Annotated in this window: 13 protein-coding genes; 6 read left to right on the top strand and 7 right to left on the bottom strand. The window is 67.5% G+C overall.

From position 1 onward, the window contains the following. Window positions 1-117 precede the first annotated feature (117 nt). Together HALOF300_RS22475 and HALOF300_RS22470 are read right to left on the bottom strand one after the other, a co-directional pair. Window positions 118-654, bottom strand: a complete 537-nt coding sequence (locus HALOF300_RS22475) for an endonuclease V (RefSeq protein WP_156743128.1) — start codon at window positions 652-654, stop codon at window positions 118-120. Window positions 655-832: 178 nt separating this feature from the next. Then, window positions 833-1,345 carry a flavodoxin family protein gene (locus HALOF300_RS22470; protein WP_156743127.1) on the bottom strand — a complete coding sequence of 171 codons (513 nt, stop codon included), beginning with the start codon at window positions 1,343-1,345 and terminating at the stop codon, window positions 833-835. A 191-nt stretch (window positions 1,346-1,536) separates the two neighbouring features. Between HALOF300_RS22470 and HALOF300_RS22465 the strand changes: the two genes are divergently transcribed. After that, window positions 1,537-4,260 carry a TIM barrel protein gene (locus tag HALOF300_RS22465; protein WP_156743126.1) on the top strand — a complete coding sequence of 908 codons (2,724 nt, stop codon included), beginning with the start codon at window positions 1,537-1,539 and terminating at the stop codon, window positions 4,258-4,260. 41 nt (window positions 4,261-4,301) lie between these two features. On the opposite strand, the gene HALOF300_RS22460 is transcribed toward HALOF300_RS22465, so the two are convergent. Further along, complete coding sequence (locus HALOF300_RS22460; RefSeq protein WP_154793871.1) at window positions 4,302-4,976, bottom strand: TetR/AcrR family transcriptional regulator; 675 nt, start codon at window positions 4,974-4,976, stop codon at window positions 4,302-4,304. Next, complete coding sequence (locus HALOF300_RS22455) at window positions 4,976-5,857, bottom strand: shikimate dehydrogenase (protein WP_156743125.1); 882 nt, start codon at window positions 5,855-5,857, stop codon at window positions 4,976-4,978. The genes HALOF300_RS22460 and HALOF300_RS22455 overlap by 1 nt, the downstream gene beginning before the upstream one ends. A gap of 187 nt (window positions 5,858-6,044) precedes the next feature. On the opposite strand from HALOF300_RS22455, the gene HALOF300_RS22450 reads away from it, so the two are divergent. Both HALOF300_RS22450 and HALOF300_RS22445 read left to right on the top strand, forming a co-directional pair. After that, the gene (locus tag HALOF300_RS22450) at window positions 6,045-6,803 is read left to right on the top strand and encodes an IclR family transcriptional regulator (protein WP_156743124.1); all 759 of its coding nucleotides are present in this window, start codon (window positions 6,045-6,047) and stop codon (window positions 6,801-6,803) included. 5 nt (window positions 6,804-6,808) lie between these two features. Further along, on the top strand, window positions 6,809-7,657 hold the full coding sequence (locus HALOF300_RS22445) for an IclR family transcriptional regulator (protein WP_197522774.1): 849 nt from the start codon (window positions 6,809-6,811) through the stop codon (window positions 7,655-7,657). Here HALOF300_RS22445 and dctP read toward each other — a convergent pair. From dctP to HALOF300_RS22430, 3 genes are all read right to left on the bottom strand, one after another. Beyond that, a complete protein-coding gene (dctP, locus tag HALOF300_RS22440) occupies window positions 7,627-8,691 on the bottom strand; it encodes a TRAP transporter substrate-binding protein DctP (protein WP_156743122.1) in 1,065 nt (354 codons plus the stop codon). The two genes, HALOF300_RS22445 and dctP, sit on opposite strands and share 31 nt — an antisense overlap. Before the next feature lie 172 nt (window positions 8,692-8,863). Then, a complete protein-coding gene (locus tag HALOF300_RS22435) occupies window positions 8,864-10,144 on the bottom strand; it encodes a TRAP transporter large permease (RefSeq protein WP_156743121.1) in 1,281 nt (426 codons plus the stop codon). Between the two features lie 5 nt (window positions 10,145-10,149). Then, window positions 10,150-10,764 carry a TRAP transporter small permease gene (locus HALOF300_RS22430; RefSeq protein WP_156743120.1) on the bottom strand — a complete coding sequence of 205 codons (615 nt, stop codon included), beginning with the start codon at window positions 10,762-10,764 and terminating at the stop codon, window positions 10,150-10,152. Window positions 10,765-11,034: 270 nt separating this feature from the next. On the opposite strand from HALOF300_RS22430, the gene HALOF300_RS22425 reads away from it, so the two are divergent. Genes HALOF300_RS22425 through HALOF300_RS22415 form a run of 3 tightly spaced genes read left to right on the top strand, consistent with a single transcriptional unit; the run spans window position 11,035 to window position 15,094 of the window. Beyond that, a complete protein-coding gene (locus HALOF300_RS22425) occupies window positions 11,035-12,477 on the top strand; it encodes an aldehyde dehydrogenase family protein (protein WP_156743119.1) in 1,443 nt (480 codons plus the stop codon). Further along, window positions 12,474-13,334 carry a citryl-CoA lyase gene (locus HALOF300_RS22420; RefSeq protein WP_156743118.1) on the top strand — a complete coding sequence of 287 codons (861 nt, stop codon included), beginning with the start codon at window positions 12,474-12,476 and terminating at the stop codon, window positions 13,332-13,334. Before HALOF300_RS22425 ends, HALOF300_RS22420 begins: the two co-directional genes overlap by 4 nt. Further along, on the top strand, window positions 13,331-15,094 hold the full coding sequence (locus HALOF300_RS22415) for a thiamine pyrophosphate-binding protein (RefSeq protein WP_156743117.1): 1,764 nt from the start codon (window positions 13,331-13,333) through the stop codon (window positions 15,092-15,094). The genes HALOF300_RS22420 and HALOF300_RS22415 overlap by 4 nt, the downstream gene beginning before the upstream one ends. Window position 15,095 lies beyond the last annotated feature (1 nt).

Below are 15,095 nucleotides of genomic sequence, written 5' to 3'. Positions count from 1 at the left end.
GCTCCTGCTCTCACTCTCGACAATGGTTGGCGCGGGAAGGATGCAGCCCGGCGGCCGTGCCGGGCAAGTGGCAAGAGTGGTGACCGCTGCCCACCGGAGGGCGTCCGTAGGGCATTCTCAGCCGGATCTGCCTTCCGCGACGGCATGTTCGCGGCCACGAGCGAGACGGTCCACCCTGGCGAGAGCGGTGGGGATGCGATGGGGTCCGGCCATCGTCGACACGATCCGTGCCGCCTCGGCGACGTCCAGGCCGCCGGCCGCCGTCACGTAGAGCGGCCGTGACGCGGTGCCGCGGATGACCTGGACGGCGTGGGTTGCGGTGCGGAACGGCGTCTTCGCGACTCCGATGACAGGGATGCCGAAGGCGTCGGCGGCATGGGCACCGAGGCCCGGGCGCCCTTCGGGATCGAGCGTGGCGTAGCCGTCGATCACCAGCAGCTCAAGCGGTGGGCCAAGGGCCAGCACCGCCCTGAGGCAAGGCAGTTCACGTTTGAACAGCGCACCCGACTCGTATGGAGCTGTTCGGGCGATGTCGACCACGTGTTCGGACGTCACCGTTGAGAAGGCGCGTTCGTTGCAGACGACCAGGGCTGCTTTCGCCCCGTTGTCGTCGTACTGGACGCCGACGGCCCCGACGGTCCTCAAGCGATCCATAGGTGCAGTGCTCGCTCGTCGCCGCCCGTGACCATGTGGGCGCTCTGGAACGGGCTGGGCATCGCGGTGGCCTCCGGGCGGGTTGGGTGATGCACATTCTGCTGCGTCCGCAACGACCCTGCTCGCGGTTCCGGGTGGTTGAGCCCGTGTCGCCGTTCACCTGCCCGGTCGGAGCGGCTCAGGCGGGACTCGGATGCAGGCCCACCCGCCGAGCGATCGAGGCGCCCCACTCGATGGCTCGCCCTAGCTCGCCGGGGGACACTGGCCCGTCCGTGCCGGAGACGTGGAAGCTCACTGGGTCAGCGACCAGCGTGCAGCCGCGTCGGGTCAGGAGCTTGGCCATCGTCCTGGCGGCGGACCCCGGGATCGGGGGATTCACATGGGTGTCGAACGTCGCGACGGACAGCGATAGCGCCGACCGGGAGTCGATCCAGTCGCGCATCAGGCGCCCGTCCGAGATGACCCGACCGGCTCGCTCGACGGCGTCGTCCCGCGTACGTGGCCGGCTCAGACCGAACACGTGGGTCGGCGCACCCACGATCAACAGTTCGGCCTGCAGGTCGAGGATCATTGGTGCGTCGCCGACCTCGACGAGCTCGACAGGCAGGCAGGTCGCGACCCCGTTCGCGACAGCCTCAGCCACACCGGCCGTGTTCCCGAACATGCTCTCGTAGACGATGTAGGCACTCATTGCACTCACCATTCCTCTCTGTTATCCAGAGTGGAACGGCCCGACGGCGGATGCCAGGGACCTACGTCACGTTCTGTCGCGAGACAGTCAGTCTGCCGTCCCGGTGGGTGGAACCGATCCGACGAAGCGGTCGCGGCCCGACCTAGCATGCGGCCGATGGCTTGACCAATCGTCGCGAAGAAGGTCCGCTCGTGAACAGCCCGCCCGGTCCGCACAGCATCGCCATCTCGACCGTGTGCCTCGCCGGCACTCTCGAGGACAAGTTGGGTGCGGCAGCGGCAGCGGGGTTCACCAGTGTCGAGTTGATCGAGTACGACCTGGTCATGTCGTCGTGGTCGCCGCGCCGGCTCGCCGAGGAGGCGGCGGGCATGGGCTTGTCCATCGAGGCTTATCAGCCGTTCCATGTCGAGGCGACCTCGCCCACTGCGTTCCACGCCACTCTTCGTCGGGCCGAGAGCAAGCTCGAACTCCTGTCTGAGCTCGGCGTTCGGGTGATGGTGTGCTGCGCGACGAGGACCGCCGACGGTATCGATGACGACGATCTGGCGGCCGAGCAGCTGCGTTCGCTGGCGGAACGGGCGGAGGCGCACGGAGTCCGCCTCGCGTACGAGGCGGTGCCCTGGGGGCGGCTGCGCACACATGAGGACGCCCTCCGTGTGGTCCGCAAGGCCGACCATCCTGCGCTCGGGCTGTGCCTCGACAGCTTCCACCTGCTATCGCCGGAGAACGATTCCTCGGCCGTGGAGCGGATCCCCGTCGACCTGGTCTCGCACGTCCAGCTCGCCGACGCCTTCAGACCGAACCCGGACGTCCGCGAGTGGAGCCTGCACTACCGGATGTTCCCCGGCCAGGGCGCACTGGACGTCGCGGGCTTCGTCGACCGGCTGCTCGTCAAGGGCTATGCGGGATCGATCGCGCTCGAGGTCTTCAACGATGTCTATCAGCAGGAGGACCCACGCCATGCCGCGACCGACGCGATGCGGTCGCTGTTCGCGTTCGCCGAGGCACTGGATTCGCGAGCCTCGTTCGGCATTCCTGAGCGGTTCGGCACGGAGGACCTGCCGGCGGTGCCCGAGTTGGGGGGATTCGCGTTCGCGGAACTCGCTCTGGACGATGTGTCGTCCCCTCTGGTCTCGCGTGCACTGGCCTCACTGGGGTTCGCCCACGTCGGTCGGCATCGCTCCAAGCCTGTGGAGCTGTGGGAGCAGGGCGGAGCTCGGGTTCTGCTCAACCTGGCGCCCGAGCGGTCCATCACTCCGGCGACAGCCTCGATCTCTGCGCTGGCGGTCGAGAGTGCCGATCCGGATGCCTCGATGCGACGTGCCGAGCGGATGCTCGCACCGGAGCTGGCCAGGCGGCGAGCTCCTGACGAGGCCACCCTGAGCGGTGTCGCCGTGCCCGATGGCACCGCGCTGTTCTTCTGTGCTCCCGGAACCGGGAACTCGTGGCGTGACGACTTCGACCCGACCGGGAGAACTGCGGAGCCGTCGCCGTTGCTCACCGGGATAGATCACGTGTCGATCACCGAGTCGGTTGACGACTTCGACCAATCGACTCTGTTCTTCCGGTCGGTACTGGGACTCGTTCCGGGGGAGGCGACGGAGGTCACGGCGCCCTTCGGGCTGATCCGTGGCTGGTCTGCGAGCGACCCCGGGCGCAACGTCCGCGTGACCCTGAATACCACCGCCCTGCGACGCGGTGACTGGGCCCCCGGCGTCTCGAGCCCCCAGGTCATCGCCTTCGCCACGGAGGACGCGATCCGGTGCGCAAAGGTCCTCCGTGAGCGGGGTGCGAGGATCCTCGAGATCCCACGCAACTACTACGACGACCTCGACGCCCGGATGCCGCTTCCAGCCGAGTTGTTGACGGCGCTGCGTGAGAACTCGGTCGTCTACGATCGCGACTCCCGCGGTGAGTACCTGCACTTCTTCACGGAGATGCTCGGCTCGCGCGTGATCTTCGAGGTGGTTCAGAGGGTCGAGGGATACGACGGCTACGGCGATCCGCACAGCATCCCGTTGCGAATGGCAGCGCACCGCCGTCAGCGGCTGCGCATGCTCGCGAGCGCGCCAACCGTTGCTGAGGCCGACCACTTTCATCGATACTCGCTCGCACATCTCACCGCGCTCAGCCTGTCGCCCCCGGAGCTGGTGGACGCTGCCGCTGCCGCCGGCTATCGCTACGTGGGACTTCGGATGACGAAGGTCACCGCGCAGGAGCCCTACTACCCGCTGCCCTACGATCCGGCACTCATGCGCGCGACGAAGACGCACCTCGCCGCGACCGGCATCGAGGTGCTCGACATCGAGCTCGCACGGATGACCTCCGGTGACAGCCCCCGCGACTACCTGCGTTTCCTCGAGGCGGGTGCGGAACTCGGAGCGCGTCACGTCATCACCCAGCTACCCGACGCGGACTTCTCGCGCAAGGCGGCTCGGTTCGCCGAACTGTGCCAGCTCGCAGCCCCGCTCGGCCTCACCATCGACCTCGAGTTCCCCTCATGGACCGAGACGCCGAACCTGACCGAGGCCAGCAGGGTGCTGCGGTCAGCGGATCAACCCAACGCAGGAATGCTCATCGATCTCCTCCACTTCGCCAGATCTCGTTCGAGTGTGGACGAGCTGCGTGAGCTCCCGCGGGAGTGGTTCCGTTTCGTCCACGTGTGCGATGCCCCGGCCGAGATCCCCGCCACGACTGCCGAGCTCATCCACACGGCGCGATTCGAGCGGCTCTTCCCGGGGGAGGGAGGCATCGACATGCACGGCATCCTCGCGGCTCTGCCCGTCGGCATCCCGTACGCACTCGAGATCCCGCGCGCGATGCTGGTGGCGCAGGTCGGGGCCAAGGAGCACGCACGGCTGGCGATCGACGCCGCGCGCCGCTACCTCGACGCGGCCGCGGCGATGACGGCCTGAGGTGCCGCGCCGGCCGTCGTCGGCGTCTTGTCGACCGCCGGTCAGGCGGGCTCCGCCGAGCGCCCCTGCGTCATGGTCGCGACGACCATGTCGCCGATGAGCTGTCGGTGCGAGTCCTGTAACCCCGGCGCGAGCAGGTCGCGTTCGAAGATCGCGGCGAAGGTGTGCCGGTTCGCCACGTGGAAGCACGCGTACGCACTGATCATCATGTGCACGTCGACGGCATCGATGTCGTCGCGGAACAGGCCCACCCGCACTCCGCGCTCGATGACCTGCTCAAGCAGTGTGATCGCCGTGACGTTCTCGCGCATGATCGTCTCCGACTGCCGCAGGTGTTCGGCGCGGTGGATGTTCTCGATGCTGACGAGCTTGATGAACGCCTCGTGCGTCGTGTGATGGTCGTAGGTGGCCTCGGCGAGCCGGCGCAGTGCCTCGTCCGGCGAGAGCTCCTCGATGTCGATCCCGCGCTCCACCCGTCGGATCTGTGCGTAGACCCGCTCGAGGACGGTGAGGTACAGACCTTCCTTGGAGCCGAAGTAGTAGTAGATCATCCGCTTTGTGGTCCGCGTGCGGGCGGCGATGACGTCGACCCGCGCGCCGGCGTAGCCGTTCGCGGCGAACTCGTCCGTCGCGATCTCGAGGATGTCCGCCTGGGTGCGGGCAGCCCGCCGCTGGCCCGGGCGGACGTCGGCGACGTGGGCCGAACCTTCCTCCATCAAGACCTCCTCCGGCCGCGGGCCCGGTCCTCAGCGCTGGTCAGAGTTCGGAAGTGCCGCTCCATACGGCCCCGATCGGGCTGCGCGCCGGTGATGATCCGGAGACTAGCGTAGGCCTGCCCGACCGCCATCAGGCCGCCGTCGAGGACGCGATGACCGCGTTCAGCAGCCTGCCGGAGGAGTTCGGTCTGCAGTGGCCGATACACGACGTCCGACACCCAGGCGTGGGGCTGCAGGAGGCCCACATCGAAGGCGACTCCCGGGTGGTGACGCATCCCAGTCGGTGTCGCGTGGACGACGCCGGACGCTCGTGCGATCGCGGCGGAGATCTCCCCGGGCGGCCAGGTCCGGACGACCTGGGTCGGGAAACGCGTGCGCATTCGGGCCGCGAGGTCCTCGCGCCGCGCCTCGTCGACGTCGCAGAGCTCGAGCGTGGCGGTGCCGTGTGACAGCAGCGCGTAGGCGGTCGCCGCGCCCGCGCCACCGCAGCCGACCTGGACGACGCGATCGAACGAGGCCCCCGGCAGACCGACGATGAGCGCATCGCGGTAGCCCATCCAGTCGGTGTTGAACGCGACCGTGCGCGAGCCGACGAAGACGACCAGGTTCGCTGCCCGCAGGTGGTCGGCGTCCTCCTCGAGCTCATCCACGACATCGACCACACGCTGCTTGCACGGATGCGTGATGTTCATGGCTGAGAAGCCCTCTTGCCTCGCCTGGATCAGGAGCGAGCCCACGTCGTCCGGCGCTCGTCCGAGCCGGGCCAGGTCGAGGATGCGGTACTCGTAGTCGAGAGCCAGCGCCGATGCCTCGGCCTCGTGCATCGGGGGAGTGAGGGACTCGGTGATGCCGGAGCCGATGAGGCCGACGAGATATCTCATGCGGGCGCCAGGTCATGCCTGCGCGCTGCCGTCGCCTGTGTCAACGTGCGCATGGCACCCCTTCTTAGGGCTGGTACGGCGGTGACCCCGACCCTCGGAGCACCGTTGCCTCTAAACGTACTAACTAGTACGTTTAACAGTGTAGGGCGATCTATGGCGATTCAACCCTCTTGAAGGAAGGCGCTCGATGAAGAGTCTCGCCGAATGGAACACGTCGGCTACCGCCCCGGTCGCGCCGGTGTCCGTGCTCGCTCGGGTCGTCGCGATCCTCGACGGGGTCAAGGAGAGCGGAGGTCCGATCTCTATCACGGAGCTCGCCGGGCGGACCGGGATCCCGAAGTCCACCGTCTCCCGGTTGGTCGCCGAGATGGTCGACCGTCGCTATCTACAACGTGACGACGGCGGGGTGACCCTCGGGCTGCGGCTGTTCGAGCTCGGCGCGCGCGCGATCCTGCCCAGGCGTCTGCTGGCGGCTGCGGCACCCGTCATCCGCGCCCTGCACGACGCCACCGGGGAGAGAATCGGGCTCTGGGTGCAACAGGGCACGGACATGGTCTCGATCGCCGTGGTCGTCGGGCGCCTGCCGATGCTCCCCACCTGTGCCGGCATGCGATCACCCGCACTCACGACGGCGAGCGGCAAGGCGTATCTCGCGTTCTGCGCCGATCAAGCGGTGGTCAGGCGCGTGAGTGCGCCGCTCATCTCCTCTGCTGCGCACGCGTTCCTCGATGAGCTCGACCATGTGCGGGAGGAGGTCGTCGCCGTGGACAGGGAGATCTCGTATCCCGGCATCCTCGCGGTCGCGAGCCCTGTTCTCGCGGCCGACCGGAACGTCGTCGGTGCGCTGTCGATCGCCGCTCCGAGCGGTTCGATGGACGCCGGCCACCTCGCCCCGTTGATCCGCAGCGCCGGGACTGCGGTCACCCGCCGTCTCGCGGCGGCATGACGGCTATGCGCACCGCAGGCTGGACGGAGTCCATCAGCGTCCTCGACCGGATCACGACCGTGTTCGAGGCGTTCGGCGAGACGGAAGGCATGGGAGTCACGGAGCTGGCGCGACGTGCCAACCTGCCGAAGTCGACGGTCTCACGGATCGCTGCGGACCTCGTCGGCCAACGACTGCTCGACCGCGAGGGCGACGTGCTCCATCTCGGAGTTCGGCTCTTCGAGCTGGGTCAGACGGTCGAGCGCCCGCGGCGCCTTCGCGCCCTGGCTCATCCCGTCATGACAGAGCTGCGCAACGTCACCGGTCACACCGTGCACCTCGCGGTACTCGACGACCGTGACGTCGTCCTGCTCTCTGTGGTCCGCGGCAGGACCGACGACCCCTCGTGCGCGGTGGTGGGCAGCCGTCTCCCAGCGCACGCGACCGCGCTCGGCAAGGCACTACTGGCCTTCTCGCCGTCAGATCGGACCGCGCCCTACCTGCTCGAAGGCGCGTTGCCACGACGCACGCCGAATACGATATGCGACCCCGCAGCGCTCGTTCGTGAGCTCGGTGAGGTACGGCGCAACGGCGTGGCGTTCGAGCGCGAGGAGTGCGACGTCGGCCGCGCCTGCGTCGCGGGCGCGATCCTCTCGCTGGGCACGGTGCCGAAGGCGGCGATCTCCGTGACCGGGCCGCCGCCGGTGATCGCTGAGGAGCGCGTCGCTGCCGCCGTTCGCTCCGCGGCGATCACCCTCGGCCGTCGGGTCGATGCGCGCGAGGATCGCTCACTGGAGGAGACGAAGCGGGTGGGCCATCCCGCACCCACCCGCTCTCCGACCGGTCAGCCTGCGGACTCGCGAATCGCCTGGTAGGCCTCCAGGCTCTCGCCGGTGAAGTAACTCTCGAAGAACTCCTCGGACTGGCTGATGAAGGCATCAATGTCGATGTCCTCCGTCTCGACGACGGTGAACGCCGGGTCCGACCTCAGTTCGTCCAGGATCTCCTCTGTCGCCTCTTCGACGCACGTGCGGTTCTCGGGACGGATCTCCCGGATGGTCTCGTCGAGCAGGGCGGCCTGCTCCTCGCTCAGCTTCTCGTAGGTGGCGTCGCTGACCAGGATCCAGTGGATGCCCACCTGATGGTTGTTCAGGCTCGCCGTGTTGAGTACCTCGAAGTAGCTTGAGGACTGCGTCGCCACGATCGGGTTCTCCTGACCGACGGCGATGCCCTGCTGGAGGGCGGTGTAGAGCTCTTCGACGGCCACGGAGACAGGGTTGGTGACTCCGAGAGCCTCGGCATTGGCGAGGAACTGCGGCGAGTTCGGGAAACGGATCGGCACACCCGCCAGGTCATCCGGGCTGGTGACCTCGATGTCCGCCGTCGAGAAGGTGCGGCTGCCGAAGAACCAGCCGTCGACGATCGTCACGCCGGTCGCCTCGTGGAAGTTTGTGAAGAGGCCCTCGGAACTCTCGTCGATCCACTGGAACGCGTGTTCGACGTCGTTGAAGGCGTAGGACGCGTCGACGACCCCGATCGGCTCGAACGTCGAGCTGAGTGCCGACGCTCCCTGCAGGTCGATGTCGATGTCGCCGGCCTGCACCTGCGGGAACCGGTCGGCATCAGGGCCGAGCTGACTGGAGGGGTACAACTCGATCGTGAACCCGACGTCAGCTGTTTCCAGGCGTTCCTTGAGCAGCTCGACGCCGCAGTAGTAGTTGGGGGTTTGCTCGTTCTGAGAAGTCGCGACACTGAGCGTGACCGGATTGTTCTCCGAACCGGCCGCGTCCCCCTCGTCCGACGTCTCCTCGGGGCCCGCGCCGCCGCCGGAGCAGGCGGCGACGAGGGTGGCGGTTGCGAGCACCGACGCGGCGACCAGGCCCCGGCGCCTCGAGCGGGCTGTGCTCATCTGACTCTCCTCTTGTCTGTTGCACGCCTTCGTGCAAATGCAGGACTTCGAATGCCGGTTGATCGCCTCCCAACGAGGCGGTCGTGTGGTCGTACCGACTCTGGCGGAAATCCTTACCTTCTCAAACGGATGTCCCGACGAGTGGAACAGCCTCTGCGACTTGTGCCGGGTCCTAGGTGAGGCCGAGCAGCGTCGGCACGATCGTGACGATCTCCGGGAACAGGGTCAGCAGCAGGAGAACCACGCCGAGGGGAATGAGGAAGGGGAGGATGCCGCGGAACAGTTCGGCCATGGGCCGTCTGGTGATCGACCCGACAACGAAGAGCACCGCGCCCACGGGTGGTGTCAGGGACCCGATCATGAGATTGAGGATCATGATGACGCCGAGGTGGATCGGGTCGATGCCGAACTCGCCGATGATCGGCATGAGGATCGGGACGAGGACGAGGATGACGGGCGGTGCCTCCAGGAAGATGCCGAGGAGGATCAGGACGACGTTCAGCAGCAGGAGGAAGACGACCGGGTTGTCGGTGAGGCTCGCCAGCCAGTCTCCGAGGGCGCGCGACACCTGCTCGCGCGCCAGCACCTGACCCATGAGGTTGGAGGCTCCCAGGATCAGCAGGATGCCGCCCGAGACGATGACAGTGTCCTTTGCGGCCAGCCAGAAGCGCCGTAGCGTGAGCGTCCGGTAGACCACGCCGAGCGCGAGCATGTAGACCGACGCGATGCCGGCGCTCTCCGTCGGAGTGAACCACCCGCTGAAGATGCCGCCCAGGATGATCACGGGGAGTAGAAGTGGACCCAGCACGCGCGCCGAGGTGCGACGAAGCGTCCCGCTGTCGAAGGGCCGCTTCACCGCGATGCCAGGGTGCATCTTGACCCAGACTGCGACGTAGACGGCCAACCCGACCGCCATCAGTCCTGCCGGGAGGATCGACCCCGCGAAGAGCGCCCCGGTCGAGACGGCGGCAGTCGCCGCGAAGATGACCGCGGGGATGCTGGGTGGCATCACCGTGCTCATGAGCGAGCCCGAGGCCGTGAGGCCGGCCGAGAAGCCGTAGGGGTACCCCTGCTTGAGCATCTGCGGGATCTGCACCTTGCTCGTCGAAGCAGCGTCGGCGAGCGCTGACCCGCTGATCCACGAGAACCCGATCGCCGTGCCCAGGTTCACGTACGCGAGATTGCCGGGCAGTCGCGGAAGCAGTGCTTTCGCGAAGTCGTACAGCCTGGTGGCGATCCCCAGGTGGTTCGCGATCGTTCCGACGAACACGAAGAGCGGGACCGCGAGCAGGGGGAAACTGTTGATGCCGTTCAGGACCGACGTGATCGCGTATCCCGGCGACAGGTTGTGGCTGTAGAAATACGCCATGCTGGGGGCGATCATTGCGAACGCGACGGGCACCCGGAGCAGCAGCAGGACGACGAGCAGCAGGATGTAGAGCCAGAGAGCCACCGTCCCTAGCCCTCCATCTCGGAGATGTCGAGCTTGCGCTCCGGACGGTTCGCGTATGGGATCTTCCACGCCGAGTGGATCGCGGCGGAGAGGAATCCCATGAACGCGAAGACGTAGAGGGTTCCGATGGGCACGCGCATCGCGGCACTCGCGCGAGCCCACTCGATCTCGATCTTGACGAACGCCTCGTAGGCGAGCGCCAGGCAGGTGGCGACCATGATGAGGGCCGAGACGACCCGGAGCACGGTGAACGCGCGGGATCCCGCGAGGACCTGGTCGAAGACCTCGATCACGATGTGGCCATTGCGCCCGACCAGGTAGCCGGTCGTCATGAAGGTCATGGCGATCATCGACAGCAGCGCGAGCTCACCCGCACCCACCCATCCGATCTCAGGGAAGTACCGGCCGATCACCTGGTACATCACACCGATGACGATGAGGGCGAACAGGACCACTCCGATCGTGAGCTCCACGCCTGACCAGATGCGCAGCAGGAGGGGTTCGCGCGGCACGTCCTCACCGGCGGCCGGCGCGAGGCCGTAGTTTGACGCCGCGATGTCGGGGTCCGGCGTGTCGTCGGGTTTCGGGATCCGGTCTCCATCCGGCGTGCGCTTGCTCACGTCGCCGCCGCCGGCAAGTCAGAAGCCATAGCCAACCTCTCCGTTGGGTCACGCCGCTCTCGGGCGCACACGGGCGACCGTCGGTGAGACTCTCGATCGTGTGCCATGCCTGCGCAAAGCCGAGTCTCGCGCAATGGGACACCGGCATCGCGGTGGCGCACCGCCGTGTCGCGCCGATCGGGTGGTTCTGCCCAGTGAGACACCGTTTGTCGGCTCGGTCGGGCCTGTGTTTGCATGCCGCCGTCGGACCAGCCTGAAGACGGAGAAGTCATGGCAACCACCGCACCATCCCGGCCATTGTCGCCTGAGCAACAGAGCGAGCTCGACGACGTGTTCGCCCGCGCGCAGGCCGCGCTCGAGGTGATCGAGATCTATGACCAGGAACGCGTCGACCGCCTGATCCAGGCCATCGCCTGGGCTGTGGCCAACCGCGCCTCGTTCGAGCGGCTCGTCCGGATGGGCATCGAGGAGTCCGGGCTCGGCGACCACGACAGCCGGATGAACAAGCGGATGAAGATCCGCGGCGTCCTGCGGGATGCGCTTCGAAGCCCGTCTGTGGGAGTCATCGAGACCGATGCCGCGCGAGGCCTCGTGAAGTATGGAAAGCCGGTCGGCATCATCGGCTGCGTGGTACCCACCACCAACCCCGACCTCACGCCGGCGGGCAATGCGATCTATGCGGTGAAGGCTCGCAACGTCGTCGTGTTCTCTCCTCACCCACGCTCACGCGAGACGACGCTCGAGACGGTTCGGCTGATGCGCGACGCACTGGAGGCCGAGGGTGCCCCGCCCGACATCCTTCAGTGCATCACCCGTCCGAGCCTCGCAGCGTCTCAGGACGTCATGAGGCGCTCCGATCTCGTCATCGCGACCGGTGGGCAGGGCCTCGTGCGTGCGGCGTACAGGTCCGGCACCCCGGCCTACGGGGTGGGAGCCGGTAACGCGACCGAGTTCGTGGACGAGACCGCAGACCTTCAGGAGACCGCTCGCAACTGCATGCTGTCCAAGACCTCGGACTTCGGCTCGGGCTGCTCGGCCGACGGCAATGTGCTCGTGCCCGCGGCCCGCTATCGCGAGATGCTCGACGAGCTCGAGAACGTGGGTGGGTATCTCGCCTCCGCGGATGAACGTGCCGCCCTGCAGCGCGCGATGTGGGACGAGGACGGGCAGCGACTCCCAGGCACGGTCGCGATAGCCCCGCAGGCGCTCGCGCGCGCGGCGGACTTCGAGATCGACGCCGACCGACGCTTCGTCGTCGTCGAGGGGGACGGCATCGGCGAGGATCACCAGTTCTGCAAGGAGAAACTGACGACCCTGATGACGGTCCACGCCTACGAGGGCGACTTCGAGGACGGTGTGGAACTCGCCAAGCACCTGTACGAGATCGGAGGAAAGGGCCACTCCTGCGGCATCGCGTCAACCGATGACGCCCACATCGACTACTTCGCGCGGCACATGCCCGTCTCGCGCATCATGGTCCGCCAGCCCAACTCGAAGGCGAACGCGGGCTCTTTCACCAACGGGATGCCGATGACGTCCTCCATGGGATGCGGTACCTGGGGCGGCAACATCACCTCCGAGAACGTCTCGCTCCGCCACTACCTCAACACGACCTGGGTCTCACGCACGATCGCTGAGGATCGCCCCACCGACGCCGAGCTCTTCGGGGACTTCTACGATGCGGAGCTCGAGACGGCGGGTGCGGTCCCATGACCGAGCAGTCGCCCGAGGAGCTCGTCGCCGAGGTTCGGCGGTGGTGGAGCACCGGAATCATCGACGTCCGACCAGGAGAGATCGCCCTGCGCGGCTACCCGATCCAGGAGCTGATCGGTGACGCGAGTCTCGTCGAGACGATCTGGCTCATGCTGCGTGGCGAGCTGCCGACACGAGCGGAGGCCGCGCTGCTGGAGGCGGCCATGGTGGCGTCCGTCGACCACGGACCCCAAGCCCCCTCGATCGCGATCGGACGGATGGCGGTGACGTGCGGGTCGCCGATCAACGCGGCGATGGCGTCGGCTATCAACGTCCTCGACGACGTGCACGGCGGTGCCGGCCAGCAGTGCATGGAGCTGTACCTCGAGATCGAGGGCGAACGCGACCGCTCCGGCGGACTCGACACCGCCGTCGGGCTGGTCCTCCAGCGGCGTCGCGAGGCGGGGCTGAACTACGTGCCAGGATTCGGTCACCGACTTCACCCGCTCGACCCGAGGACACCCCGTCTGCTGGCGCTCGTCGACTCCGGCGCCGCAGCGGGTGTCGTGGACGGCCGGTTCGCCGCCATCGGCCGTGCCGTCGAAGTTGCGCTCAGCACGGGCAAGGCGGCACGCGTCCCGATGAACATCGACGGGGCGACGGCGGTCGTGTACTGCGAGCTCGGGCTCACACCCGAGCTCGGACGCGGGGTGTTCGTCCTCGCGCGCTCGATCGGCATCCTCGCCCATGCCGCCGAGCAGTTGGCGCAGGGTGGACGCATCAAGGGCCCCACGCCGAAGTCGGTCCGCTACACCTACACCGGGCCGGCGCGGCGACCGGTCCCTCGCGATCGCGACGCCAGAAGGAGCGCGCCATGAAGGACCTCGTCTCCAACCAGATCGTCCGATATCTCCGGGCGCGCCAGGTCGAGCACATCTTCGGACTCTGCGGGCACACGAACATCGCGCTGCTCGCCGCCATCGAGAAGAGTGCCAGCATCTCCTTCGTCAACGTGCGTCACGAGCAGATCGCGTCGCACGCCGCCGACGGCTACGCCCGGGTGACCAAGCGGGCGTCGGTGGTGCTGACCCACCTCGGACCCGGGATGACGAATGCCGCGACCGGTGTGGCGAACGCCGCACTCGACTCGATCCCGATGGTCGTGATAGCCGGCGACGTACCGAGTCACTACTACGGCAAGCATCCGCACCAGGAGATAAACCTCCACGCCGACGGCGCCCAGTACGAGATCTACCGACCGTTCGTGAAGAGGGCCTGGCGGCTCGACCGCCCGCACCTCGTGGCCGAGGTGCTCGACAAGGCGTTCACCCTCGCCGAGAGCGGCCGACCCGGGCCGGTGCTCGTCGACGTGCCGATGGACGTGTTCTCCGCCGAGGTCGATGTCGCCTCGTTCGACAAGGTGATCGCCAACACCCGGTCGCTCGCGAAGCCGAGCCTCGACGAAGCGGTGGCCGAGCAGATCGTGGGCAACCTCCTCGCCGCGGAACGCCCAGTCCTGTACGTCGGCGGCGGGATCGTCGGCGCCGATGCCGCGGCGGAACTCGCCGAGTTCGCCGAACTGCTCTCGCTTCCCGTTGCCCACAGCCTCATGGGCAAGGGCGCGCTACCGGATGACAACCCGCTGGTTCTGGGTATGACGGGATTCTGGGGAACGGCTCTCGTCAACTCCACGACGCGCACCGCCGACTGGATCCTCGCCCTCGGCACTCGCTTCGCCGAGGCCGACTCGAGCTCGTGGTACCCGGAGTACACATTCGATATCCCCGCCACCAAACTCATGCAGATCGACATCGATCCCGCTGAGCTGGGCCGCAACTACCCCCTCGAGATCGGCGCGCTCGCCGACCTCAAGGCCGCGCTGATGGTGTTGGTGAGGGTCGCGCGTCGGCTCGCGCCGGCCGGCGTTTCCCGAGCCGCCCTGCGCGCGCAGATCGCGGCGAACCGTCAGGCACTGAAGGATCGCAACGCTGCGGCGCAGACATCCGACGACTGGCCAATGCGCCCCGAGCGGATCCTCTCCGAGACGAGGGAAGTGCTCCCCGCCGACGCGATCATCACCACCGATGTGGGATGGAACAAGAACGGCGTCGGCCAGCAGTTCGACGTCCTGACGCCGGGCACGTTCCTCACCCCCGGGGGCTTCGCGACGATGGGCTTCGGCGCGTCCGCAGCGGTCGGAGCGAAGATGGCCGAACGCGATCGCGTCGTCGTGTCGCTCGTGGGGGACGGCGGCTTCGGGCAGAACCCGTCCGTACTCTCGACGGCCCGGGAAGAGCGCATTCCCGTGGTTTGGGTCGTCATGAACAACAACGCGTTCGGCACCATCGCAGGTCTCGAGAAGGCGGCGTTCGGCACGACGTACGGGACGGTCTTCGGGAACGGCGAGGACCCGATGTACACCGACTACGCGGCGATCGCTCGCGCCTACGGCGTCGAAGGAATCAGAGTCACGTCGGCGTCGGAGTTCAAACCCGCGCTCGAACGGGCCATCGCCCTGGACGAGCCGGTCGTGATCGACGTGTCGATGGTCAACGTGCCCACGCCCACCACCGGACATTGGAACATCCTGGACATCTACTCGCCGGGCAAGAGGCTGGCGCACCTCGCGACGTACTGAG

It is taken from the genome of Occultella aeris, from assembly GCF_902703175.1.
GTDB lineage: Bacteria > Actinomycetota > Actinomycetes > Actinomycetales > Beutenbergiaceae > Occultella > Occultella aeris.
The sequence above is the reverse complement of the archived record's forward strand: the minus strand, read 5'-3'. Positions and strand labels throughout refer to the sequence as shown.